Origin of the sequence: Deinococcus sp. Leaf326, from assembly GCF_001424185.1 — a bacterium.
In the GTDB taxonomy this organism is placed as follows: domain Bacteria; phylum Deinococcota; class Deinococci; order Deinococcales; family Deinococcaceae; genus Deinococcus.
Genome location: NZ_LMOM01000001.1, coordinates 212,981 through 234,827 on the forward strand (window position 1 = coordinate 212,981; position 21,847 = coordinate 234,827).

The window sequence follows — 21,847 nt, forward strand, 5'->3', positions numbered from 1 at the left end:
TTCACCGCTTACGCACGCATCATGACGATGCTCAGCGTGCCAGACAGCATCCAGATGATGACTTCGGCTCGGTAGGCCGCCATGTCCGCGAACTGGGTGACGAACAGCACGCGGGCCTTGTTCAGCGCGGCGCGCAGCTCAGTCACCTGGAACCCCCGCTTCCCGCCGGACGTTCGCCCGCTCCTGATGGCCGAACAGCTCGGCCATCACGGCCTCGATGGGCGGGTCCTCGACCGTGAGGTCGGCCACGTCCAGCTCGGTCAGGAGGCGGGCGGCGCGCGCGCTCACCTCGGCGCGCGGCACGGTCAGTTCGGCGCTCAGGCCGTCACTGGATACGACCGTACCGTAGCGCGCGAGTTCCTCGGCCCCGGCCGGGCGGCGCAGTTGCAGCCGGATGGTCTTGCCGCCCGAGCCGCGCTCGACCAGCCCGGCGAGGTCGCCGTCGAAGACCAGCTCGCCCGCGTCGATCACCAGCACCCGGCGGGCCAGCGCCGTCACGTCGGCCATGTAGTGGCTCGTGAGGATGACGGTCGCGTTGTACCGTTCGTTGTAGTCGCGCACGAACGCGCGCACGGCTTCCTGCATGTTCACGTCCAGGCCGATGGTCGGCTCGTCGAGAAACAGCACGCGCGGGCGGTGCAGCAGCGCGGCGGCGAGTTCGCACTTCATCCGCTCGCCCAGCGACAGCTTGCGCACCTGCTTGTTCAGGATGCCCGACAGACCCAGCACGTCGGTGAACTCGCGCATGGTCGCCCGGTACTGGTCCTCGGGAATCTCGTAGATGGCCTGGTTGACCAGAAAGGAATCCTGGGCAGGCAGGTCCCACATGAGCTGCTGCTTTTGCCCCATCACCAGCGTGATCTGGCGCAGGAACGCGGCCTCGCGGCGCCGCGGCTCGAACCCCGCCACCCGCGCCGTGCCGGATGTGGGGTGCAGCAGCCCCGAAAGCATCTTGAGGGTGGTCGTCTTGCCCGCGCCGTTGGGGCCCAGAAAGCCCACCACCTCGCCGGGCGCGAGGTCGAAGGACACGCCGCGCACCGCCCCGACCTCACGGGTGCGGCGGCGCACGAAGGACCTGAGGCTGCCCATGAATCCGGAGTCCTTCTCGTGAACGGTGTATGTCTTGTTGAGGTCGCGGACGTGGACGGCCGCGTCCGGGGTGGGGGTGGTCATGAAAGCCTCTCTCGGAGCAGTGGGGGAACGTTCGGCGCGCCGCTGCGGACCTTGCCCCGGTGAACAGGGCAGACCCGGCAGTGGGCGTGGGGACCGGAGCATGGACGAACTCCCCCAGCATAGGCACAAGCCCCGCCCCGCGAATGCGCGAAATGGCGGGGCGAATCCTGGCCTCGGTCCGCCGGTGGGCCAGGCGGCCCGTCAGGGCGCGGTCTGGCGCAGCGTCAGGGGCGCGTTCAGGCCCCCGACCCGCAGCGTCCCGGCAAAGTCGCGCCCGGTCACGCGCCCGCTCAGCAGCGCGCCGGCCTTGAGGCTCAGGCCGCTGACCCCGAACCCCAGCAGGCTGGCGTTGAGCCTGGGGGCGTCGCCCGCCGAGATCTCGGCCGTCAGGACGGCCCCGCCCGTCACCGGCAGCAGCGTGCCCGTGGCCCCGAACAGGTCGCCGCTGCTGCGGTTTTCCAGCGTGCCGCTCAGGCGCTGGGTCTGTTCGTCGACCGTGAAGGTCAGGCGGTAACGCTGCGCTCTGAGCAGCACCCGCGCCGAGCCCTCCCACACCTGCACCGGCTGGGGCCGCGCGGCGGGCGCGCAGGCCACCAGCCCCAGCAGGGCCCCGAGGGCGGCGCGTCTCAGGGCTGCTCCTCCGGGGGCTGCGGCACCGGGTAGACCTTGCTGTTCACGGCCTGCAGCCGGCTTTCGGGCTGGCCGTAGGTCGAGTTGATCAGGGCGGTGCGGTTCGCCGTGAACCACGTCTTCAGGGCGGGCCGTTTCGGAAAGATCTGGGCCGCCATGACCTTCTCGGCCTCGGCGCCGCGCCCGGCCAGGATCATGTTGGCGAAGTAGCCGCTCAGCACCGGCTTGAGGTTGTCGACCTGTGTTCCGGGCCGGAGACCCTCGGTGATGATCTTCAGCTCGCGCGCCGCCTCCTGCGCGGGCACGTAGGCGTACAGGCGGGTACGGTCGGCCAGCCGCACGCCGTCCCAGCCCAGCACCGTGCTCAGGAACGGACTCTCGGCGAAGGACCAGTCGTAGTAGGTGAGCGTATTGCTGCCCCAAACGAATTCCTTCACGCCGTCGCCGTTCAGGTCGCGCCACGCGCCGGGGTCGTCGCCTGCGTCGAAGACCGCCAGATTCTCCAGGCGGCCCGTGTCCTGCGTGAACACGTACATGGTCGTGCAGCAGTGCGCGCCGCCACTGTAGGCGCTCAGGACCAGTTCGGGCGCGCCGCCGGGCCGGATAGGTTGCAGCTCGGCGTCCACGTTCCAGTCCTTGACGGTCAGGAGGGTGCGCCCCGCCTGCCTGACGACCACGGCCGAGTCGGTGTCGCCCGACAGGGACGTGCGCGGCGTCACCTGCACGCTGTAGGCCCCCCAGGTCAGGGTGCGCGGCAGGCCGAAGGGGTGGGCGTCGTCCTGGGCGTGCGCCGTGCCCAGGGCGGCCAGCAGGGTGAGGGCGAGAGACAGTCGTTTCATCGGGAATCCTCCAGGGTGAGGGCGAGGCCCAGCAGCCGCGCGTCGTCGTTGTGGTGGCCCACGAGCTGCGCGCCGATCCAGGGCGCGGCGGTGGGCAGCGCCAGGGTCGGGGCGCCCAGCAGGCTGAAGGGCGTGGTGAGGCGCAGCACGGCGCGGCGCAGGGGCAACGGCCCGCCTTCCAGGTCCACCTCGTCCTGCCCGGCCAGCGGGGGCGGCGTGGGCACGGCGGGGGCCAGCAGCACGTCGTACCTGTCCAGCAGCGCGTCCAGCTCCGCGCGGTAGGCGGCGCGCCGCGCGAAGGCCGCCGCGACCTCGGCCTCTTCCAGCGCCGCGCCCTGCCGCAGCGACGCGAGCGTGAAGGGCAGGAAGCCGGGGTCGTCTTCCCGCAGTGCCCCGGCGTGGACCTGCGCCGCCTCGCTGAGCACGATGGGCGAGTAGGCGTCAAGCATCTCGGGCAGCGTGACAGGGGAGAGCTCCGCGCCCCGCGCCGCCAGCCCGGCCCCGAAGGCGCTCACGGCCTCCCGCACCGCCGCGTCGGTCCAGCCTTCCGGCTGCCAGACGCCGACCCGCACGCCCGCCCAGTCCTGAGGCATAACTGCCTCTCCGCTTAGGGCCGTGTGGACGCGCGCGACGGTCGCCACGTCCCGTGCCAACGGCCCGGCGTGGTCGCAGGTGGGCGAGAGGGGCAGCACGCCCTCGGTGCTCCAGGCCGGGTGGTCCTTGGTCGGCTTGTAGCCCACCACGCCGCACCACGCCGCCGGCACGCGGATGCTGCCGCCCGTGTCGGTGCCCAGCGCGAAGTCGGCCTGCCCCAGCGCCACGCTGACGGCCGCTCCGCTGCTGCTGCCGCCCGGAACGTGGCCGCTCAGGACCGGGTGTTCGGTGCCGCCGAAGCCGTTCAGGCCGGTGATGCCCAGCGCGATCTCATGCAGGTGCGTCTTGCCCAGGGCGTCTGCGCCCAGCTCCAGCAGCCGGCACACGAGAACGCTCGCGTCCACCGCCGGCACCGGGGCGCGGGTGCTCGCGCGCAGCGGCCAGCCGGGCACGCCGTACAGGTCCTTGACGCTGAAGGTCAGGCCGGTCAGCGGCCCCCCCGGGGTGCCCCGCAGCGGCCCGGCAGGCACGTAGGCCCAGGCACGCTGCGGATCGCTTGCTCGGAAGCTGGTCATGCCCCCTACTGTGCCGCATGTGCCCCCAGGCCGCCTAGACTGCGCCCATGTCCCTGCGCCTCGCCTCGCTGGCGTCCAGCAATTCCGACATCCTGGCGGCGCTCGGGCTCTCGGCCCAGGTCGTCGCGGCCGACTCGCACAGCGACGCGCTGGGGCTGGAGGGCGCGCGCCGCCTCGGCCCGGACCTGAACATCGACGTGGCCGCGCTGGTGGCCACCCGCCCCGACCTCGTCCTCGCCAGCCTCAGCGTGCCGGGCATGGAGCGCGTGGTCGCCGAGGTCCGGGCGGCGGGTCTGCCTATCCTCGTTCTCGACCCCCTCACGCTGGAGGACACCTGGGCCGACATCCAGACCATCGGGGACGCCGCCGGGCAGCCGGCGCGTGCGCAGGCACTCGTGGCGGGGTTGCGCGCCGAACTCGCCGCCCTGCGCGCGGACTTTCCCCGGCCGCCGCGCGTGCTCGTCGAGTGGTGGCCCCGGCCCATCATCGCGGCGACGCGGGAGTCGTGGGTCACGGAGCTGCTCGCGGCCCTCGGCGCGCGCAACGCCCTGGGGGAGCGCTCCGGGCGCAGTTCGCCCCTGACGCTGGCCGAGGTGCGCGCTGCGCGGCCCGACCTGATCGTGTGTTCGTGGTGCGGCGTGAAGAAACTGCGGCCGGAGGTGATCGAGGCCCGGGGGCTGGGGGTGCCGGTGGTCTGCGTGCCCGAGAGTGGGCTGGGGCGGCCCGGGCCCCAGCTGCTGGAGGGAGCGCGGGCGGTGGCGGCGGCTCTGGCTCGGCTTTGAGGCTGGAAGGTGTTTGTGTCCGAAGCTTAGTAGGGGGGAGCCGAGCGCTGCGCTCGGCAGGAGCCGCTCCAGACGATGAGGGGCTATACAGCCCTAGCGCGTGACGGCTCTGTTCGGGGCGGCCTCAGCCCATCTGGAATGGCCCGCGCGCTGCGCGCCCGCCCCCCTCTCACTCCTGCCCCAGGATCGCCCGCAGTCCGGCCAGGCAGTCCTCGCGGTAGGCGGCGAGGTCGGGGTCGGGATCGGCCAGGAAGCGCACGCTCAGGCCCTCGACAAGGGCGCGCAGGTGCACGGCGCGCCGGGCGGCCCCCGCCTCGCCCGCCAGCCGGGCCAGCTCGAGGTCCAGGCGCAGGGTGCCCGCCTGAAAGTCGCGCTGCACGGCCATGAGTTCGGGGTCGCGGGTGGCCGCCGCCAGAAAGTCGAGCGAGACGGTGGTGAACCTGCGCGTGCTCTCGACGCTGAAAAACTGGTTGTCCACGTAGGCGCGCAGCTTGGCGTCGGGGCTCCTGGCCTGGCGCAGCGCGCGCCGGGTGGCGACTGCGATGGTGCGGGTGAACCGGCGCATGACCGCGCCCAGCAGCCCCGCGCGGCTGCCGAAGTGGTAGACCAGCGTGCCCCGGCTCACCCCGGCGTGCCCGGCGATGTCGGCCAGCGTCACCCCCGCGAAGCCGCGCTCGTACAGCGCGAGGTACGCCGCCTTCTCCAGCGCCGCGCGCCGGGCCCGGTCCTGGATGGGATTGACGGTACGCGCCATTCGGGCAGGATACCGCGCGGCCCCGCTGGGGCGGCCCTCAGAAGGGCAGGATGGCCGCCTGCTTCCAGACCCCCTGGCTCAGGGTGAAGGGACCGAAGCTCGGCCGCCCCAGTACCCCGAGGTCGGCCGTGAACGTTCCGTCGAGGCGGTAGCTCACTTCCTGGCCGCGCGCCACGCGCAGGAAGGCCGAGGCCGTGTTCAGCGTGACCGGAATCCGGAGCTCGGCCGTCTGCCGCGACTCGCCGCTGGCGGGCAGCCGCACATCCGGCAGGTTCACGTCACCCACGCCCTGCCCGTCTACGACGAGGGTGCCCGCGATGTTCGCCAGCCGCACCGGCACCGGGTTGGGGTTGCCGACCCGCAGCTCCAGCGTGACGCCCGCATAGGCCGGCGCCGCGCCCGTGGGCAGCGACAGGCTGCTCAGGCGGATGCTCTCGACCTGCACGGTGGGTACCTGGACGGCGCGCTGAGCCGGGGCGCATCCGGCGGCGAGCAGCAGGGCGGGGCAGAGCAGCAGGGGGAGGGGGCGCATGGCCGGCAGCATAGTGCGGCGGGCCCCGGTGGCCGGACCCCCGGAGAAGCCGGCGGATGTTCCCCCTCCCGCACGGCCGGGGCGGCACAGGCAGGGGTGGCCGCGCTGGGCGGGAAGCCCCCGAACCACGCAGAACCGGCTACCCTGAACCGTATGTCTTCCCGCCTGCCGCTTGCCCTGCTCGCCCCCCTGGCCCTCGCGGGCGCGCCGGTCGCCCACGCGGCCACCCTGGACTTCAGCGCGTCGTATCCGCTCGGCGCCCGGGCGGGCGTCTCGGACCTGCGCCTCCTGGGCGGCGCGGTAGGAGCGGGCCTGTCGACCCGGGGCGCGGACCTGAGCTACGCGCGCGGTCTCGCCCTGCCTCCCCTGGGCGCGGCGTCGGCCGAACTGCGCGCGGCCCTCGCCTGGAGCGGCGGCGTGCGCCTCGGGGCTACCGCGACTGGTACCGCCGGCCCGGTCGCCCTGAATCTGGGGCTGGCGGGCTGGACGACCGCCGCCACCACCCTCGACCCCCTGGCCGCTTGGACGCTGGCCCCTGCCGACCTGCACGCCCGGGGCCTGAGCGCCGACCTGGGCGCGCGCTACCGTCTGAGCCGCGCCTTGGTGGCGACCGCCGACGGGCACCTCGGCGCGCAGCCGCAGCTCGTGCTGGGGGTCGAGAATCGCCGCGACCTGACCCGTACCCTGCCCCCCACCGAGGGCGACGACCCCGCCGCGCCCCCCGAGACCGAGACCACCGGCACTCTCACGCTGCGCGGCGGTGTGCGCACCGGCCAGGAGGTGCTGGGACTCACGGCAGGCGTAGCCTACGCGACCCCGGCGGGTACGGTGCTGGCCCTCGACGCCCAGGCTGGTCCCGCGCGTGGCGGGCGCAGGGGGCTGGGCCTGGTTGCCAGCGTCACTGCGCCGGACCTGCTGGGCGAGGGCAGCCGCGTGCAGGCCTACGCCGCCTACGAACCCTGGCGCCTGACCGCCGCGCCGCTGCGCCTGGGGGCCCAGGCCTCGTTGCCCCTCGGCCCCGGCACCGCCACTTTGGATCTCAGCGGCGGGCGCGACCCTGCCGGGGTGGCCGGATTCGGCGTGCGCGTCGGCTACCAGTTTCCGCTGGGCGGCAGCGGCGAATAGCTCAAGCCGGCATCAGCCGCCCGGCCGCCTTCTCATGAGAGCGGAAGCGATACTGCGAGGTGTGAAGACGCTTCTCCCCCTGACCCTGATCCTCTCGCTGGCCGGCGTCGCGGGTGCCCAGAGCGCCCAGGACATCCTGACCCGCGTGGACAACGCCCAGAAATCCGCCAAAGACGTCTCCTTCCGCATCAGCGGCACTGCCGCCCTGGAATCGGCCGCGCAGAAGGTGGATTTCACCGTGCGCGCCATTCCCGCTCAGAACCTTGCCCGGCTCCAGTTCGCTGCCCCTGACGCCCTGGCCGACAACGTGGTCGTGGCCGACAAGAACGAGGTACGTCAGTACCTCTTCCTGACCAATCAGGTGACGGTCACGCCCCTGAACAAGGCCTCGCAGGGCGCCGGGCTGGGCGGTCTGGACTTCACGCAGTTCAGCAACACGGCTTCGCTCCTCAAGGGCTACGACGTCAAACTCCTGGGCACGAGCGGCGCGGCCGGCAGCCGGGTCTATCAGCTCGAAGCCACGCCCCGCACAGGTGGCAGCACCGACCGCACCCGCGTCTGGATCACCGAGGCTGGCTGGCGTCCCACCCGCGTGCAGCTCGTGAGCACGGCCGGCAAGACGGTCGCCGACCTGACCATCAGCGCCTACAAGACCAACTCGGGCCTGAGCGCTGCCACCCTGCGCAACCTGCCTAAGGACGCCCAAGTCATCCGGCAGTAATTTCGGCTCTCCCGCCTTTCAAACGGCTCGCTCAGGTGGCGGGCCGTTTTCATTCGCTAGTTACACAATGCCTTTCCAGTCCGGCCCAGTTCGTGCTTTCCTGGGCAGGATGACTCCTTCCGAACGTCTGAGCGTCGCCATCGTGGGCGGCAGCGGCTATGCGGGCGGCGAGTTCCTGCGCCTTGCCCTGAGCCACCCTCACCTCGAAGTCACCCAGGTCACGAGCGAGCGCTCGGCCGGGTTGCCCGTCTCGATGGTGCATCCCAACCTGCGTGGGCGCACCAATCTCAAGTTCCGCAAGGCTGCCGAACTGGACGCTGCCGACATCGTCGTGCTGGCGCTGCCGCACAACTCGGCCGCCAAGCGCATCACGGAATTCACCGAAAAGGGCCGCATCGTCGTGGACCTCAGCGCCGATTTCCGCCTCAAGGACCCGGAGGTCTACCGCGCGACCTACGGCGAGGCCCACCCGGCGCCCGAGCAGCTGGGCGAGTGGGTATACGGCAACCCTGAACTGCACCGCGAGGACCTGCGCGGCGCGACCCGCATCGCCTGCGCCGGATGCTTCGCCACGAGCGTGATCCTGGCGCTCTACCCCCTGCTCAAGCTGGGCGTACTGCTGCCCAAGGACATCATCGCCACCGGGCTGGTGGGCAGCAGCGCGGCCGGAGCCAGCGCCAGCGAGGCCTCGCACCACCCCGAGCGCGCGGGCAGCCTGCGCGTCTACAAGCCGGTCGGCCACCGCCACACGGCCGAGGCCAGCCAGGAACTGCCGGGCAGGTTCCCGCTGCACCTGACTGCCATCAGCACGCCCCGCGTGCGCGGCATCCTGACCACCGCCCAGGCCTGGCTGCCGGACGGCTACAGCGAGCGCGACATCTGGAGCGCGTACCGCGAAGTGTACGCGGCCGAGCCGTTCATCCGCATCGTGAAGGCGGCGCGCGGCATCCACCGCTACCCCGACCCCATGCTGCTCGACGGCACGAACTACTGCGATATCGGCTTCGAACTCGACACCGAGACCGGCCGCGTCGTCCTGATGAGCGCCATCGACAATCTGGTCAAGGGTACGGCCGGGCACGCCGTCCAGTCCCTGAACATCGCCTGCGGTTGGGAGGAAACCGCAGGTCTGGACTTCGCGGGCCTGCACCCGGCGTAAGTCAGGGGTAGAGAATAGGGAGTGGAACGTGGGGCAGGCGAGGTTGTGGCTTGTGGAGGAGGAGAGTGGGCAGCTCCCGCACCTCAATCGACCGAGTTCCCACGAAGGCCGTCGTGCGCGCTGCGCACGGGCCATTCCAACAGGGCCGAGATTGGCCCCGAACTGAGCCGTCACGTCGCAAGGCTGTGCAAAGCTTCTGACTTTCGGGACGACTCTTGCCGAGCGCAGCGCCCAGCTCCCCCTCGCCCTGGGAGGGTGGGCTGGGGGGAGGGAAAGTAGAACCCACCCGCCTCGCCTTCCGGGAAACTTCACCGCCCCCTGGGGCGGCGGGTGCTAGCCTGCCGCGCATGACCAACAACCAAAAAGGGGCGCTGCCCGCCCGCGCCGACGCGCCGCGCGAGCAGACCTGGGACATCGAGGCCCTCTATCCCAGTGTGGCGGCCTGGGAAGCCGAGGCCCAGGCCATGCCCGCCGCCATCGACGCCCTGGCCGCCTACGCGGGCACGCTGGGCAACAGTCCCGAGGCGCTGCTGCTGTACCTCAAGGTCAGCGACGACCTCGAACTGCGGCTGGCACGCTTCTTCTCGTATGCCAGCATGGGTGCGAGTGTGGACGGCCGCGACGCCGAGGCCGCCGCCCGCCGCGACCGTGCGAGCAGCGTTGCCGCGCGCTACGGCAGCGTCTCGGCGTTCATGAAGCCCGAACTGCTTTCGCTTGACGAGGCGAAGTTGCGCGGCTGGCTCGATACCCCCGAGTTCCGGGACCACAAGGTGCGCCTGGAGCGCGTGCTGCGCGGCAAGCCCCACGTCCGCTCGGCTGAGGTCGAGGAACTGCTCGGCGCGGTACAGGCCCCCTTTTCCAGTGAACGCGGCATCCACCCGGCGCTCGCCAACATGGACCTGCGCTTCGGAACGGCCGGTGGCGAGGCCGTCACCCAGGGCAACGTGGACCGCCTGACCTCCGCCCCGGAGCGCGAAGTGCGCCGCGAGGCCTGGGAGAACTACGCCGACGCCCACCTCGCCGTGCGGCACTCGCAGGCGGCGATGTACGCGACCAACGTGCGTCAGAACGTCTTTCTGGCCCGCGCCCGCCACTACCCCGACGCGATCACGGCGACCCTGGCGCCCGACCGTATCCCGACTGAGGTCGTGACGACGCTGCTCGACACCTACCGCGCCAACACGCCGACCTGGCACCGCTACTGGCGCGTGCGCCGCGAGTGGCTGGGCCTGCCTGAGCTGCGCGAGTACGACGTGAAGGCCGCCCTGGTCCCCCCCCGCGAGGTGAGCTACGCCCAGGCCGTGGGGTGGATCGCTGACGGTATGGCCCCGCTGGGCGAGGACTACGTGCGCGACATGGTCTCGGGCCTGACCACCGAGCGCTGGGTGGACTACGCCGAGAACGAGGGCAAGCGCCAGGGCGCCTACAGCAACGGCGGCGGGCGGGTCAAGCCGTACATCTTCATGACCTGGAACGGCACCGTGGGCAGCTACAGCACCCTGGCCCATGAGATCGGTCACTCGATGCACTCGCTCCTGAGCACCCGCGAGCACCCCTACAGCGTGCCGCGCTATACGCTGTTCCATGCCGAGGTTGCCAGCAATTTCAACCAGGCGATGGTGCGCTCTCACCTTATGAAAGAGGCCCGCGCCGCCGGCGACGTGGAGTTCGAGGTCGCCCTGATCGAGGAAGCGTTGGGCAACTTCCACCGCTACTTCTTCATCATGCCCACGCTGGCCGCTTTCGAGTTGGAGGCCTACCGCCGCGTCGAGGCGGGTGGTACTCTCTCGGCTCCCGACCTCATCGCCCTGACGGCCGACCTGCTCTCGCAGGGCTACGGCGACGGTGTGACGATGGACCGCGAACGCAGCGGCATCCTGTGGGCGCAGTTCTCCACCCACCTGTACGCCAACTTCTACGCCTACCAGTACGCCACCGGCATCAGCGCGGCGCACCAGCTTCTTGAACAGTTCACGGCCGCGCCCGATACGGCCCGCGAGACCTACCTGCGCTTCCTGAAGTCCGGCGGCAGCCTCGACCCCATCGACGCGCTGCGCGAAGCCGGCGTGGACATGCTCTCGCCCGAGCCGGTGCAGGCGACCTTCCGCACTCTGGCCGGCTACGTGGACCGCCTCGAAGAGCTGCTGCTGAAGCGCAGGAACTAGAGACGGCAGAAGGACGGCGCACAGGCAATAAACGGCCGGTGCGCCGCCTTCAGGCCAGGCCGTCGTTGGGCCGGTCCTCGGCGCGCACGGCGAAGACCTGATGCGACCAGAATGTGAACCCGCCCAGTAGGTGGCGGTGGGTGTGCAGGCACAGCGCCGTGTACCCCGCCCGCCGTGCCTCGGTCGTCAGCGCCTGCCCCACGCCTCGCCGCCGCGACGGAACAGCGTCCGACCCCGGCGTTATGTTCCAAGTCGTACACCCCTGCACCGCCGCGAGCCGGTCATCGTAGGGCTGCAGCGTGATGCTTCCGATCACCTTGGTTTTCCCTTCGAAGGCCGCCAGTAGCAGCGCCCGGACCTCCCCCTGCGAGAAGGTGCGTACTCCGGGAAGTTCGGCAGGGGCGGGCGGGCGGATCGTCAGGTCGAGTGTAGGATTGGGCATTAGAAGCACCTTGGCTAGAAAGAGAACTCAAAATTCACAATTTAGATTAATCGTGAAACTATTCACTTGAAGTAGGTAAGAAAAGAGAGGCCGAAGCCCCCCTTTTCATTCAGGCCTGGGGCTGCTGGAGCTGCGGGCCGGGCACGTAGCCTTCGAGGGTGGCGTAGTCGTCCTGGAAGTGCATCAGCACGCCGCCAAACAGCGTGTCGAAGGTTTCCTGGGGCATCTCGGCCAGGGTGGGGTAGAAGCCCACGTATTCCAGCCAGACGTTGCCGTCGCCGTCGATGCTGCGGGCGAAGGCGCGCTCGCGGTTGCGGTCGTTGAGCATCATGGCGATCTCTTCGCGGCGCTCCACGTACTGCTTCTGGGTCACGCAGGTGATTTCCAGGCGGCTGGTGTTGTTCGGGCCGTCGTTGACCGACACCAGAACGGCGGCGTCGCCCATCTCGAAGCGCCATCCCATGCGGATGAAGCGCTGGCCGTTGTTCTCTTCCATATCCAGCTGGACTTCCTTTTCCTTCAGGTACTTGGCCAGCGTGTCCAGCGTCAGCAGTGCAGTTTCCATCGTCATCTAGAACTTCCTCCTCGGTGGGGCAAGACACACCAGTGCAATCGACTTTGTGGCTGAAACCCGAACGATTCTACCACTCCTGCCCTCACTGCCGCGCCGCGTGTGGCCCGGTGAGGGCTTCCGGCCCGGTCACCGGCTCCGTTCAGGGCCGGCGAATCACCGTGACGGTGACCGGCGCGACACCCTGGCGGGTGATGCCCAGCTGCGAGGCGGCTGTCCGGGATAGGTCGATCACGCGCCGGCTATTGCCGAAGGGGCCGCGGTCGTTGATCTTGACGACCACGCTGCGCCCGGTCGTGCGGTGGGTGACGCGCACCCAGGTGCCGAAGGGCAGCGTGCGGTGCGCGGCCGTCATGCGGGTCGCGCGGTCGTAGCGGCCGCCGTAATACACCGCCTGGCCGTGCTGGCGGTAGCTCGCCGCGTCGGCGACCGGGGCGGCTCCCAGTGTCAGCGCCAGGGCCAGCAGCCCTTTGCGCAGCAGGCCGGTCCTCACAGGGCCTCGATGGGCGAGCGGCTGAGCACTTCATGCCCGTCGTCGGTGACGAGCAGCAGGTCCTCGATGCGGACACCGCCCAGCCCCGGCACGTAGGCGCCCGGCTCGATGGTGACGATCATGCCCGCCTCCAGTACGTCCTCGCTCATGGCGCGCAGGCCGGGGCGTTCGTGAACCTCCAGGCCGACTCCGTGCCCCAGCGAGTGTGCGAACGCCTCGCCCAGGCCGTGCGCGGTCAGGATGTCACGCGCTACCGCGTCGAGGTCGGCGGCCCGCACGCCCGGCTTCACGGCGGCGACGGCGGCGGCTTCGGCCTCGTGCACCGCGCGGTAGATGCGGCGCATCTCCTCGCTGGGGTTACCGACCGCCACCGTGCGCGTCATGTCGCTGTGGTAGCCGCCTAGACGCGCGCCCATGTCCACCGTCACGAGGTCGCCGTCCTCGATCACGCGGTCCGAGGCGTGCCCGTGCGGCAGCGCGCCGCGCGGCCCGCTCGCCACGATGATCCCGAAGGCACTCTCGGCCCCGGCGCGCAGCAGCCGCGACTCGATCTCGTACGCCACGTCCTGCTCGGTTACGCCGGCGCGGATCAGCGGGCGCACCTCCCCGAACACGCGGTCGGCCAGTGCCTGCGCCGCGCGGATCTGCCGGCTCTCCTCGGGCGCCTTCACGGCGCGCAGCCCCTGGACCACGCCGCGCAGCGGCACCAGGGTCACGTCCGGCCACGCCGCCTGCAGGTCTTCGAGCCCCGCCACGGTCAGGCTGTCGGCTTCAAATCCGACGCGCAGCCCGCCGAGTCCGGCCGCGGCGTGTTCGTAGGTCGCGGGCGGCCGGGCGATGAACGCCGGCAGCGCCGACTCCTGCTCGGCCTGCACCGTATAGCGCGCGTCGGTGTAGAGCGTCGCGCCGCCCCGGGTCACGAGCACCTTGCCGTCGGCCGGGCTGGTGAAGCCGCTCAGCGCGCGCACGTTGGCGGGGTCGCTGACCCACAGGGCGTCCACCCCGGCCCGCCCGAGGTCGCGGCGCAGGGCGTCCAGTCTGCTTTCTGGTCCAGTCATAACGGGCAGGGTAACACGGCCTGCCTGACGTACCCGCCCGCCCGGATCGCGTCTGTCTCCAGTCCAGGGACAAGGGCCGGGGCTGAACTTGTACGTCTATACTCATCTACCGGGACAAAGCAACAGGCCGCCCCCGAGTGGGGGAAGCCACTACCCAAGGAGGGAGAAAGACCGTGAAACTTCACGAGTATCAGGGCAAGGAGATTCTGCGCCAGTTTGGCGTGAACGTGCAGGACGGCAAGGTCGCCCGCACGCCCGACGAAGTGCGCGGCATCGCCCGCGAGTACGGCCAGCCGGTCGTGGTCAAGGCGCAGGTTCACGTCGGTGGACGCGGCAAGGCCGGCGGCGTGAAGTTCAGCCCCACCGAGGACAAGGCTTTCGAGAACGGCGAAAAGATCCTGGGGATGGACATCAAGGGTCTGACCGTCAACAAGGTGCTCGTGACCAAGGCTGTCGATATTGACGCCGGCACCGAGTACTACGTCGGCATGATCGTCGACCGCAACGTCCAGAGCTTCACCCTCATGGCCTCGGCCGAGGGCGGCATGGAAATCGAGGAAGTCGCCGCCGCGACCCCCGAAAAGATCATCAAGCACCGCGTCGACCCCGTCACCGGCCTGCGGCCCTACGAGGCGCGCGAGGTGGCGATCAAGGCCGGCTTCAAGGGCAACCTGAACAAGATCGCCGACATGATGGTCAAGATGAGCGAGGCCGCGCTGGCGCGTGACGCCGTGCTCGTCGAGATCAACCCGCTGTTCGTGGACGAGTCGGGCACCCCGCTCGCCCTGGACACCAAGTTCGAGATCGACGACAACGCGATGTACCGTCACAAGGACCTCGCCGACTGGCGCGAACTCGAAGCCGAGCACCCGCTGGAAATCGAAGCCAGCAAGTACGGCTTCGCCTACGTCAAGCTCGACGGTAACGTCGGCGTGCTGGGCAACGGCGCGGGCATCGTGATGACCTCGCTCGACGTAGTCAACCGCGCCGGCGCCAAGCCCGCCAACTTCCTGGACATCGGCGGCGGCGCCAAGGCCGACATCGTGTACAACGCGGTCAAGCTCGTCAGCAAGGACAGCGACGTCAAGGCCATCTTCATCAACATCTTCGGCGGCATCACCCGCGCCGACGAAGTCGCCAAGGGCGTCATCCAGGCCCTCCAGGACGGCATCCTGACCAAGCCGGTGCGTATGCGCATCGCCGGGACGGCCGAGGACGAGGCCAAGGCGCTGCTCGCGGAAGTGAACAGCCCCCTGATCCAGATGTACCCCACCATGTTCGAGGCTGCCGACGAGGCCGCCAAGGAAGCCAACAACGCGGAGGCCAAGTAAGATGGGCATTCTGGTCGGTAAGGACAGCAAGGTTATCGTGCAGGGCATCACCGGGCGTGAGGGCGCCAACCACGCCCGCGCCATGCGCGACTTCGGCACGTCGGTCGTCGCGGGCGTGACCCCCGGCAAGGGCGGACAGAACTTCGAGGGCTGGCCCGTGTACAACAGCGTGGCCGAGGCCAAGGCCGCCCACGGCGCCAACGTCAGCATCATCTTCGTGCCGCCCGCCGGGGCCGCCGACGCCGTGCTCGAAGCCGCGCACGCGGGTATGCCCCTGATCGTCCTGATCACCGAGGGCGTGCCCACCATCGACATGATGCGCGCCGTGCAGGAAGTGCGTGACCTCGACGCCAAGAGCCGCGCTCAGGGCGGCGAGGGCGTGCGCCTCATCGGCGGTAATTGCCCCGGTCTGGTCACCAACGGGGAAGCCAAGGTGGGCATCATGCCCAACCGCATCTACGAGAAGCCCGGCCGCATCGGCCTGATCTCGCGCTCGGGCACCCTGACCTACGAGGCCGCCAAGCTCCTGAACGACGCGGGCCTGGGGACCTCGACCACGGTGGGCATCGGCGGCGACCCCGTCATCGGCACCACCTTCGCCGACGTGCTCCCCATGTTCGAGGCCGACCCGGACACCGACGCCGTGATCGTCATCGGTGAAATTGGCGGCGCCGACGAGGAAGCCGCGGCCGAGTACATCGCCAAGAACATGAAGAAGCCCGTCGTGGCCTTCATCTCCGGTCGCTCGGCCCCCAAGGGCAAGCGCATGGGCCATGCCGGCGCCATCATCATGGGCGATGTGGGCACCCCCGAGAGCAAGCTCGCCGCCTTCGGGGCTGCGGGCGTGCCGGTGGCCGACACCATGCCCGAGATCATCGACCTCATCAAGCAGGCGCTGAACAAGTAAGTGCCGCGCGGGGGCCGGGGGAAGAGGGCGAACGGGCCTTCTTCCCCCGGCCCTCTTTCCGACTTCGCGCACGCCGCCCTTCATCCTCCGTCACGCCTGCGTCAGGCTGGCGCGTAGACTGTGGGGTATGAAACGCCGCCTGTCTGTCCTCACGCTCCTCTCGCTGGGCCTCGCAGGTCAGGCGGGTGCCCTGTCCCTGACCGGCACCGTACAGGGCGAGGTGACGCCGGACACGCGGCTGGGCGGCTGGGCCGTCACGCCCTTCGGTCAGCCGGTGCAGGAGCTCGTGAGCGCGCCTGTCACGGGGGGCCGGTTCACGCTGTCCCTGCCCGACGCCGCGCCCCCGATCCGCGCCCAGGTGCCGGTCGACGACCGCCTGAGCTGGCCGGGCCTCATCGACCTGACGCGGGTGAGCGCCCCCGCACAGGCCGCCGAACTCAAGTTCTACCTGTACCGCGACACCAACGGCAACGGCAGCCGCGACGACGGCGAGCCGCTGCGCGAGGTGCGTCTGAACGTAGGCCGGGGCGGCGTGTTCGTGGTGTGGGCCAGCGCCGCCACCACCGTCACCGGCAGCCGCGAGTATCAGGCGGCCCTGGAGCGCGGCTGGAACGCGCTGGTGGTGGAGGTCCGCAACACCGTGCGTGTGCAGCCCTACACGCCCCAGACCTCCGTGCAGATCGACCTGGGGCGCTGAGCGCTGCGGGCGGGGCGGCTCAGCAGCCGGCTGCCCCGCCCGCCCCGTCGACCGTGCGCCGGTAGGCCGCGAGGTACTGCGGCACGATCCGCGAGGGATGAAAGCGCGTCACGGCCGTCTCGCGGGCGGCGGCGCTCATACGGGTATACAGGTCGCGGTCACGCAGCACGCGCAGCGCGGCGTCGGCCATCGCGTCCACATCGCCCACGTCGGCCAGGAAGCCGTTCACGCCGTCCTCGACGACCTCGGGAATGCCCCCGGCGCGCGAGGCGACCACCGGCATCTCACAGCTCATGGCCTCCAGCGCCGCGAGGCCGAAGGATTCGTTGCTGCTGGGCAGCAGGAACAGGTCGCTGATGCCCAGCACCGTCTGCACGTCGGGGAAGGACCCCAGGAACTGCGTGCGCCCGATCACGCCGAGTTCGCGCGCGAGGTCGAACGCACGGGCGCGCTCGGGGCCGTCGCCGATCATCAGCAGGCGGGCGGGCAATTCGCTCGCCACGCGCGCGAAAACCTGCACCACGTCCTCGACCCGCTTGACCGGCCGGAAGTTGCTGACATGCACGATCAGGGCTTCTTCCGGGTGGGCGAATCGGGCGCGCACGGCGGGGTCGGTGATGCGCACGAAGCGTCCCGAGTCCACGAAGTTGTGGATCACCTCGATCTCGCGCGAGGTGCCGAAGACCTCGCGGGTCTGCTCGGCCAGGAACTGCGAGACGGCCGTGACATGGTCGCTGCGCTCGATGGCGTGCCGGGTGGTCTGCCGGAAGGCGGGCTCGGCACCCACGAGCGTCACGTCGGTGCCGTGCAGCGTGGTGATGACCCGGCCGCGCCCGGTGATGGCCCGCGCGTGGTTGGCGGCCGTGGCGTGCGGAATGGCGTAGTGGGCGTGCGTGAGGTCCACCCCATATTCCTGAATCACCTCGGCGAGCGTGTTGGCGGCCGCGAGTTCGGGATAGGGCTGGTCGAAGAGGGCGTAGGCGAAGCTGCTGATCTGGTGAAAGTAGGGCCCCTGGAAACCCTGATGGCCCATGAGGCGAAAGGGCATGGCGGGACCGACGAAATGGACCTCGTGGCCAGCGCGCGCCACCTGGAGGCCCAGTTCGGTCGCGACCACCCCCGACCCGCCTGCGCCGGTATGGCACAGCACTGCAACAGTAGGACGTTCCTGCATATCGCTGCGGAGTATAGGCCCGGTCCTGTCAGGGGCTCGTCCCCACGCTGTCCTCATCTGACACACGGCGCCGGCGCGCAGCATGGGCTCCTGATGCGCGTCGTCGTCGTGACCGATTCCACCTGTGACCTCGGGACGTCGGCAGCGCGGCGGTTGAGGCTGGGCGTCGTGCCGCTGCGCTTGACGCGGGTGGGCGGCGGCCGGGTCTCGCCCGACGACCCCGAAGCCGTGTACGCCCACCAGCGCGCGGGCGGCCTGGTGACGACCGCTCCGCCGGACACGGCCACCTTTGCCGAGCGCTACGCCCGCGCGCTGCGAAGCTACGACGCTGTCCTCAGCGTGCACCTCAGCAGAGGGTTGTCGCAGACGGTGGCGCGGGCCCGCGAGGCGGCTGCCCCGTTCGGGGACCGGGTCCGGGTGGTGGACAGCGGCGTGGCCTCGGTCGCCCTCGCGGAGGCCGCCCTGCGCGCCCGCGCCGCGCTGGACGCCGGTGGCAGCCTAGACACCGCAGAGGCCGCCGTCGTCCAGACTGGCGCGCAGGGACTGACCCTGTTCACGGTGCCCAGTCTCAACCACCTGCGTCTGGGGGGCCGCCTGGGACGCCTGGCGCATCTCGTGGGGACCGTGCTCGACGTGCGCCCGGTGTTGGGCTTCGGAGACGGCCGCCTGCGGCCTCTGCGGCGCGTACGCACCGACCAGGCCCTCGCCGAGATGTTGCTGACCCTGGAAGACCGCTACGGCGCCGAGCCGCTGCACCTCACGGTCGCCCACGCCGGCGCCGACCCCGCCCGGCTGCTCGAGCTGCGCGCCGCCGCGCTGCGCAGTCGCCTGCGGGTGGTGGGCGGCCGCGCGCAGCTTATCGGCGGCGTGATCGGCGCGCACGTCGGCCCCGGCATGTACGCGCTGGGGGCCTGTCCCGCCGACCTCTAAAGTAGTCCTCGCCCGTCCACCTACCCCAGCATCTGCACCGTCCCCGAGAGCCGCGCCCGCTCGGCCGCGAAGGCCATGCGGTGCGAGTCGAGCGACTCGGCCAGCGGGGTGGGCACCCCGGCCTCCCGGCGCAGGAAGCGCAGCCACGCCGCGACCAGCGCCGCGTCGCCGCCGCCGTGGTTGCCGGCCGTCTCTACCTCCAGGCGCGTGACCTCGCCGCTGCGGAAGTCGTGCAGCTCCAGTTCGCCGCGCTCCATGTGGGCGCGCAGCTCGCCGTGGGTGCCGCACAGCTTGAGGGTGCGCGTGTTGTTGTGGGTGAACGCACTCACCGTGAGCTGCCCTGTGACGCCGCCCGCGAAGGCCACCGTCACCGTCTGGTGGTCGGGCACGTCGTTGCCTCCAGCGTATACGCAGCGCCCATAGGGTCCTGAGGCGACGGCCTCTTCCAGCGTGACCCCGCCCGCCGTGAGGACCGTCAGCGGCCAGGCGTGCGGGTCGCGCCTGCCGTAGATGCGCCGCGCGTCGTAGGGACAGCCCGGCACCGCGCAGGCCACGCAGCGCGCCGCCGCCCCCACCGGGGCCTCCTCAGGCCGGAAGTGGTGCAGGCCGCCCTCGCTGCTCACGCGCAGCGGGGGAGAGGCGGCGAACCAGCGCAGCAGGTCGAGGTCATGGCTGCTCTTGGCGAGGATGAACGGCGCGGCGGGCGGGGACTGCGCCCAGTTGCCCCGCACGTAGGAATGCGCGTAGTGCCAGAAGGCCACGTTCTCGGCGTGGACGATGCCCACCAGTCGCCCCAGCCGGCCGCTGTCCAGTACCCCGCGCACCGCCCGGAAAAACGGCGTGGCCCGCAGCACATGGCACACCGTGACCTGCCCGGCCGAGGCCGCTTCCGCCGCGAGCAGCCGTCCCAGGTCGCGTTCGTCCAAGCACAGCGGCTTTTCGAGCAGCACGTCGTAGCCCAGCGCCAGGGCGCGCCGGCACGGCTCCACATGGCGGTCGTCGGGCGTGGCGACCACCACCGCGTCCGCGACCCGCCCAAGGGCGAAGAAGGCCTCCGCATCGGCGAAACAGGCCCCCGCCGGGACGCCGTGCCGCGCCGCGACCTCGGCCCGCCGCGCGGCCCCCGGCTCGACGAGGTGGGTCACGGCCACCCCCTGCGCCGCGAGGTGACGCGCGTACACGTCGGCGCCCCGGTTGCCGCAGCCGAGGATCGCCACCCGGATCGGCCTGGCCCGCATCATCCTAGTTCGGCGCCCCAGCCGGCACCCAGGGGCCGCGCGAGCTGCCCGGCCGTCCACTCCAGGCCGCGGTACGGGTCGTCCGCCAGCAGCAGCGCCCCGTCGAGGTCGGCCCAGTCGCACAGCCCCGCGAGGTGGGCGGCGGCGGCGATGCCCAGCGAACTCTCGATCATGCAGCCCATCAGCACCCCCAGGCCGTGTGCCCGCGCCAGCCGCAGGGCTTCCAGCGCCCGCAGCGGCCCCCCCAGCTTGGCGAGCTTGAGGTTCACCCCGTCGAAGGCCCCCGCCAGCGCCATGATGTCGGAGACGTGGTGCAGGCTCTCGTCGGCCACGATGGGCACCGCCGAGACGCCGCGCAGCGCCGCGTGTCCCTCCAGGTCGCCGGCTGCGAGCGGCTGCTCGACGAATTCCACCCCCGCCGCCTCCAGCACGCCCAGCATCCGGCGCGCCTGTGGGCGGCTCCACGCGGCGTTGGCGTCCACCCGCAGCGCCGCGACGGGCGCCTCCTCGCGCAGCGCCGCGACGATCTGTTCGTCCTGCGCCGTGCCCAGCTTCACCTTGAGGACGCCGTGCCCGCGCGCGGCCGCCTCGCGCGCCTGCCGGCGCATCTCTGGCAACTCGGCGATGGACACCGTGTAGCTGCTCTCGGGCAGCGCCGTGGGCGAGAGGCCCAGCAGGCGCCATACCGGCAGCCCCACGCGGCGCGCGCACCAGTCCAGCGCCGCCATCTCCAGCGCGCACTTCACGCTCGGGTGGCCCTGCGGCATCCGGGCGTCGAGCCGCGCGCGCAGTCCGTCCCAGTCCCAGGGGTCTTCCAGCGCGCCGGCGAGCAGCGGCAGCACCGCCTGCACTGTCGCGCCCGTCTCGCCGTAGAAGGCGTTCGGCGCCGACTCGCCCTGGCCGCGCACGCCGCCCGAGTCCAGCGTGACGAAGGTGCGCGGGTAGACGCTCTGGGTCCAGCGCGCGATCCCGAAGGGCTGCGCGGTATGAAGCTCGCGCGTCTCCCAGGTCAGCTCCCCGGTTACGGCACGGGTCACGCCGGCCACCGCCCGAAGCCCGTGCAACTCGCCCTCAGCCTCTCCCCGTACTCGCCCTCACCCAGCGTCTCGACCGTCACGCGCATGTGGGTGGCGTTGGCATGGACCATCCGCCGCCCGTCCAGCATGACCCCCACGTGGCCGGGAAAAAAGGCGAGGTCGCCGCGTTCCGGCGCCGACACGGTCACGAGCGCCGCCTGCTGCTGGTCGGCGTCGCGCGGCAGGGTCCAGCCACAGGCTGCGTAGGCCAGCCCGCTCAGCCCCGAGCAGTCGAGCCCCCACGCGCTGCGTCCGCCCCACACGTAGGGCGTCTCCAGGAACCGCAGCGCGAACTCGGCTGGATCGGCGGCGACGAGCGGCGCGAGGACGACCTCCTGAACCCAGGCCGCCTCTCCGTCCGCCAGCCGCACCGGCACCCAGCGGCGGCGCTCCTCGGTCACGACCTCGCCCTCCGCGCGCCATACCCGCGCGCCCAGGCACAGCTCGGCCACGACCGCGCGGCTCACCCCCGGTCCCGCGAAGGCGTGGGCCCGCAGCGCCGTGACCTCCAGAGCGTCTCCCTCCGGCACCTGTCCGAGCAAGGTGCCCTCCGGCACCCAACCCAGGTACCCGTCGCGGCGGGTCCGCACCCGGACCCAGCCGGCTCCGTCCCCATCCGTCTCCGGCCACAGGCGTTCGAGCGCCTCGCCGGGTAGGCCTTCGGTGACCTGCGGGCTGCCGGCGTCCGGCCGGGCGCGCAGGCTCAGGCGGGCCCGGCCCGCCCAGACGGCCTGCGGCGTGACGAAGGTCCAGTCGCCGTCGCCCACCCGGCCCCGCAGCGCCTCCTCCGCCCGCCGCTGCGCCGGATCGGCCGCGTACTGGCGCGTATCGAAACTGTTGTCCACGGCGCCCACTCTAGAGCAGTTCCCTCCACCCCCGCC

Annotated in this window: 24 protein-coding genes; 9 read left to right on the forward strand and 15 right to left on the reverse strand. The window is 71.2% G+C overall.

The genetic code is table 11. The annotated features are described in order from the left end of the window. Nucleotides 1-8 precede the first annotated feature (8 nt). The 5 genes from ASF71_RS23395 to ASF71_RS01140 form a co-directional block, all read right to left on the reverse strand. On the reverse strand, nt 9-146 hold the full coding sequence (locus ASF71_RS23395) for a hypothetical protein (RefSeq protein WP_235514070.1): 138 nt from the start codon (nt 144-146) through the stop codon (nt 9-11). Next, the gene (locus ASF71_RS01125; RefSeq protein ID WP_056293616.1) at nt 139-1,173 is read right to left on the reverse strand and encodes an ATP-binding cassette domain-containing protein; all 1,035 of its coding nucleotides are present in this window, start codon (nt 1,171-1,173) and stop codon (nt 139-141) included. The genes ASF71_RS23395 and ASF71_RS01125 overlap by 8 nt, the downstream gene beginning before the upstream one ends. Before the next feature lie 201 nt (nt 1,174-1,374). Continuing rightward, a complete protein-coding gene (locus tag ASF71_RS01130) occupies nt 1,375-1,767 on the reverse strand; it encodes a hypothetical protein (RefSeq protein ID WP_235514071.1) in 393 nt (130 codons plus the stop codon). Nucleotides 1,768-1,799: 32 nt separating this feature from the next. Then, nucleotides 1,800-2,642: a hypothetical protein gene (locus ASF71_RS01135; protein ID WP_056293618.1), complete on the reverse strand. Its 843-nt coding sequence runs from the start codon at nt 2,640-2,642 to the stop codon at nt 1,800-1,802. Continuing rightward, complete coding sequence (locus ASF71_RS01140; RefSeq protein WP_056293621.1) at nt 2,639-3,811, reverse strand: amidase; 1,173 nt, start codon at nt 3,809-3,811, stop codon at nt 2,639-2,641. The genes ASF71_RS01135 and ASF71_RS01140 overlap by 4 nt, the downstream gene beginning before the upstream one ends. Nucleotides 3,812-3,858: 47 nt before the next feature. Between ASF71_RS01140 and ASF71_RS01145 the strand changes: the two genes are divergently transcribed. Beyond that, nucleotides 3,859-4,593 carry a helical backbone metal receptor gene (locus ASF71_RS01145; protein ID WP_056293624.1) on the forward strand — a complete coding sequence of 245 codons (735 nt, stop codon included), beginning with the start codon at nt 3,859-3,861 and terminating at the stop codon, nt 4,591-4,593. 169 nt (nt 4,594-4,762) lie between these two features. On the opposite strand, the gene ASF71_RS01150 is transcribed toward ASF71_RS01145, so the two are convergent. After that, nucleotides 4,763-5,347: a TetR/AcrR family transcriptional regulator gene (locus tag ASF71_RS01150; RefSeq protein ID WP_056293626.1), complete on the reverse strand. Its 585-nt coding sequence runs from the start codon at nt 5,345-5,347 to the stop codon at nt 4,763-4,765. A gap of 37 nt (nt 5,348-5,384) precedes the next feature. Continuing rightward, complete coding sequence (locus ASF71_RS01155; protein WP_056295002.1) at nt 5,385-5,879, reverse strand: LEA type 2 family protein; 495 nt, start codon at nt 5,877-5,879, stop codon at nt 5,385-5,387. A gap of 153 nt (nt 5,880-6,032) precedes the next feature. Between ASF71_RS01155 and ASF71_RS01160 the strand changes: the two genes are divergently transcribed. The 4 genes from ASF71_RS01160 to pepF all read left to right on the forward strand — a co-directional run bounded on the left by ASF71_RS01160 (nt 6,033) and on the right by pepF (nt 11,049). Continuing rightward, nucleotides 6,033-7,004 carry a hypothetical protein gene (locus ASF71_RS01160; protein WP_056293634.1) on the forward strand — a complete coding sequence of 324 codons (972 nt, stop codon included), beginning with the start codon at nt 6,033-6,035 and terminating at the stop codon, nt 7,002-7,004. Between the two features lie 34 nt (nt 7,005-7,038). Further along, nucleotides 7,039-7,725, forward strand: coding sequence for an outer membrane lipoprotein carrier protein LolA (locus ASF71_RS01165; RefSeq protein ID WP_056293637.1), 687 nt, complete (start codon nt 7,039-7,041; stop codon nt 7,723-7,725). A 109-nt stretch (nt 7,726-7,834) separates the two neighbouring features. Next, a complete protein-coding gene (gene argC / locus ASF71_RS01170) occupies nt 7,835-8,884 on the forward strand; it encodes an N-acetyl-gamma-glutamyl-phosphate reductase (RefSeq protein WP_082505289.1) in 1,050 nt (349 codons plus the stop codon). Between the two features lie 347 nt (nt 8,885-9,231). Continuing rightward, on the forward strand, nt 9,232-11,049 hold the full coding sequence (gene pepF, locus ASF71_RS01175) for an oligoendopeptidase F (protein WP_056293640.1): 1,818 nt from the start codon (nt 9,232-9,234) through the stop codon (nt 11,047-11,049). A gap of 49 nt (nt 11,050-11,098) precedes the next feature. Here pepF and ASF71_RS01180 read toward each other — a convergent pair whose 3' ends face one another. From ASF71_RS01180 to ASF71_RS01195, 4 genes are all read right to left on the reverse strand, one after another. Continuing rightward, nucleotides 11,099-11,491: a hypothetical protein gene (locus ASF71_RS01180; protein ID WP_056293643.1), complete on the reverse strand. Its 393-nt coding sequence runs from the start codon at nt 11,489-11,491 to the stop codon at nt 11,099-11,101. A gap of 109 nt (nt 11,492-11,600) precedes the next feature. Further along, nucleotides 11,601-12,062 carry a YbjN domain-containing protein gene (locus ASF71_RS01185; protein WP_056293649.1) on the reverse strand — a complete coding sequence of 154 codons (462 nt, stop codon included), beginning with the start codon at nt 12,060-12,062 and terminating at the stop codon, nt 11,601-11,603. A 142-nt stretch (nt 12,063-12,204) separates the two neighbouring features. After that, a complete protein-coding gene (locus tag ASF71_RS01190; protein WP_082505291.1) occupies nt 12,205-12,555 on the reverse strand; it encodes a septal ring lytic transglycosylase RlpA family protein in 351 nt (116 codons plus the stop codon). Continuing rightward, on the reverse strand, nt 12,552-13,613 hold the full coding sequence (locus tag ASF71_RS01195) for a Xaa-Pro peptidase family protein (RefSeq protein WP_056293650.1): 1,062 nt from the start codon (nt 13,611-13,613) through the stop codon (nt 12,552-12,554). Before ASF71_RS01195 ends, ASF71_RS01190 begins: the two co-directional genes overlap by 4 nt. Nucleotides 13,614-13,786: 173 nt before the next feature. Here ASF71_RS01195 and sucC point away from each other — a divergent pair, with 173 nt between their 5' ends. The 3 genes from sucC to ASF71_RS01210 all read left to right on the forward strand — a co-directional run bounded on the left by sucC (nt 13,787) and on the right by ASF71_RS01210 (nt 16,548). After that, nucleotides 13,787-14,944 carry an ADP-forming succinate--CoA ligase subunit beta gene (gene sucC / locus ASF71_RS01200; protein ID WP_056293652.1) on the forward strand — a complete coding sequence of 386 codons (1,158 nt, stop codon included), beginning with the start codon at nt 13,787-13,789 and terminating at the stop codon, nt 14,942-14,944. Nucleotide 14,945: 1 nt separating this feature from the next. Next, a complete protein-coding gene (sucD, locus tag ASF71_RS01205) occupies nt 14,946-15,851 on the forward strand; it encodes a succinate--CoA ligase subunit alpha (protein ID WP_056293654.1) in 906 nt (301 codons plus the stop codon). Nucleotides 15,852-15,978: 127 nt separating this feature from the next. Beyond that, nucleotides 15,979-16,548 carry a hypothetical protein gene (locus ASF71_RS01210; protein WP_056293656.1) on the forward strand — a complete coding sequence of 190 codons (570 nt, stop codon included), beginning with the start codon at nt 15,979-15,981 and terminating at the stop codon, nt 16,546-16,548. Between the two features lie 19 nt (nt 16,549-16,567). Here ASF71_RS01210 and bshA read toward each other — a convergent pair whose 3' ends face one another. Further along, nucleotides 16,568-17,722, reverse strand: coding sequence for an N-acetyl-alpha-D-glucosaminyl L-malate synthase BshA (bshA, locus tag ASF71_RS01215; protein WP_056293657.1), 1,155 nt, complete (start codon nt 17,720-17,722; stop codon nt 16,568-16,570). Between the two features lie 93 nt (nt 17,723-17,815). Between bshA and ASF71_RS01220 the strand changes: the two genes are divergently transcribed. Continuing rightward, nucleotides 17,816-18,652: a DegV family protein gene (locus tag ASF71_RS01220; protein ID WP_056293660.1), complete on the forward strand. Its 837-nt coding sequence runs from the start codon at nt 17,816-17,818 to the stop codon at nt 18,650-18,652. Between the two features lie 20 nt (nt 18,653-18,672). Here ASF71_RS01220 and ASF71_RS01225 read toward each other — a convergent pair whose 3' ends face one another. Genes ASF71_RS01225 through ASF71_RS01235 form a run of 3 tightly spaced genes read right to left on the reverse strand, consistent with a single transcriptional unit; the run spans nt 18,673 to nt 21,811 of the window. Further along, a complete protein-coding gene (locus ASF71_RS01225; RefSeq protein ID WP_056293661.1) occupies nt 18,673-19,890 on the reverse strand; it encodes a Gfo/Idh/MocA family protein in 1,218 nt (405 codons plus the stop codon). Continuing rightward, complete coding sequence (locus tag ASF71_RS01230; protein WP_056295010.1) at nt 19,890-20,927, reverse strand: dipeptide epimerase; 1,038 nt, start codon at nt 20,925-20,927, stop codon at nt 19,890-19,892. The genes ASF71_RS01225 and ASF71_RS01230 overlap by 1 nt, the downstream gene beginning before the upstream one ends. Beyond that, on the reverse strand, nt 20,924-21,811 hold the full coding sequence (locus tag ASF71_RS01235; RefSeq protein ID WP_056295014.1) for a C40 family peptidase: 888 nt from the start codon (nt 21,809-21,811) through the stop codon (nt 20,924-20,926). Before ASF71_RS01235 ends, ASF71_RS01230 begins: the two co-directional genes overlap by 4 nt. Nucleotides 21,812-21,847: the final 36 nt, after the last annotated feature.

Coding starts and splice junctions, on each gene's coding strand:
- ASF71_RS01225 (WP_056293661.1), bottom strand. CDS start 19,890: ATGCGGGCCAGGCCGATCCGGGTGGCGATCCTCGGCTGCGGCAACCGG.
- ASF71_RS01185 (WP_056293649.1), bottom strand. CDS start 12,062: ATGACGATGGAAACTGCACTGCTGACGCTGGACACGCTGGCCAAGTAC.
- pepF (WP_056293640.1), top strand. CDS start 9,232: ATGACCAACAACCAAAAAGGGGCGCTGCCCGCCCGCGCCGACGCGCCG.
- ASF71_RS01165 (WP_056293637.1), top strand. CDS start 7,039: ATGAGAGCGGAAGCGATACTGCGAGGTGTGAAGACGCTTCTCCCCCTG.
- ASF71_RS01220 (WP_056293660.1), top strand. CDS start 17,816: ATGCGCGTCGTCGTCGTGACCGATTCCACCTGTGACCTCGGGACGTCG.
- ASF71_RS01135 (WP_056293618.1), bottom strand. CDS start 2,642: ATGAAACGACTGTCTCTCGCCCTCACCCTGCTGGCCGCCCTGGGCACG.
- sucD (WP_056293654.1), top strand. CDS start 14,946: ATGGGCATTCTGGTCGGTAAGGACAGCAAGGTTATCGTGCAGGGCATC.
- ASF71_RS01210 (WP_056293656.1), top strand. CDS start 15,979: ATGAAACGCCGCCTGTCTGTCCTCACGCTCCTCTCGCTGGGCCTCGCA.
- ASF71_RS01195 (WP_056293650.1), bottom strand. CDS start 13,613: ATGACTGGACCAGAAAGCAGACTGGACGCCCTGCGCCGCGACCTCGGG.
- ASF71_RS01180 (WP_056293643.1), bottom strand. CDS start 11,491: ATGCCCAATCCTACACTCGACCTGACGATCCGCCCGCCCGCCCCTGCC.
- ASF71_RS01125 (WP_056293616.1), bottom strand. CDS start 1,173: ATGACCACCCCCACCCCGGACGCGGCCGTCCACGTCCGCGACCTCAAC.
- bshA (WP_056293657.1), bottom strand. CDS start 17,722: ATGCAGGAACGTCCTACTGTTGCAGTGCTGTGCCATACCGGCGCAGGC.
- ASF71_RS01160 (WP_056293634.1), top strand. CDS start 6,033: ATGTCTTCCCGCCTGCCGCTTGCCCTGCTCGCCCCCCTGGCCCTCGCG.
- ASF71_RS01145 (WP_056293624.1), top strand. CDS start 3,859: ATGTCCCTGCGCCTCGCCTCGCTGGCGTCCAGCAATTCCGACATCCTG.
- argC (WP_082505289.1), top strand. CDS start 7,835: ATGACTCCTTCCGAACGTCTGAGCGTCGCCATCGTGGGCGGCAGCGGC.
- ASF71_RS01150 (WP_056293626.1), bottom strand. CDS start 5,347: ATGGCGCGTACCGTCAATCCCATCCAGGACCGGGCCCGGCGCGCGGCG.
- ASF71_RS01155 (WP_056295002.1), bottom strand. CDS start 5,879: ATGCGCCCCCTCCCCCTGCTGCTCTGCCCCGCCCTGCTGCTCGCCGCC.
- ASF71_RS01140 (WP_056293621.1), bottom strand. CDS start 3,811: ATGACCAGCTTCCGAGCAAGCGATCCGCAGCGTGCCTGGGCCTACGTG.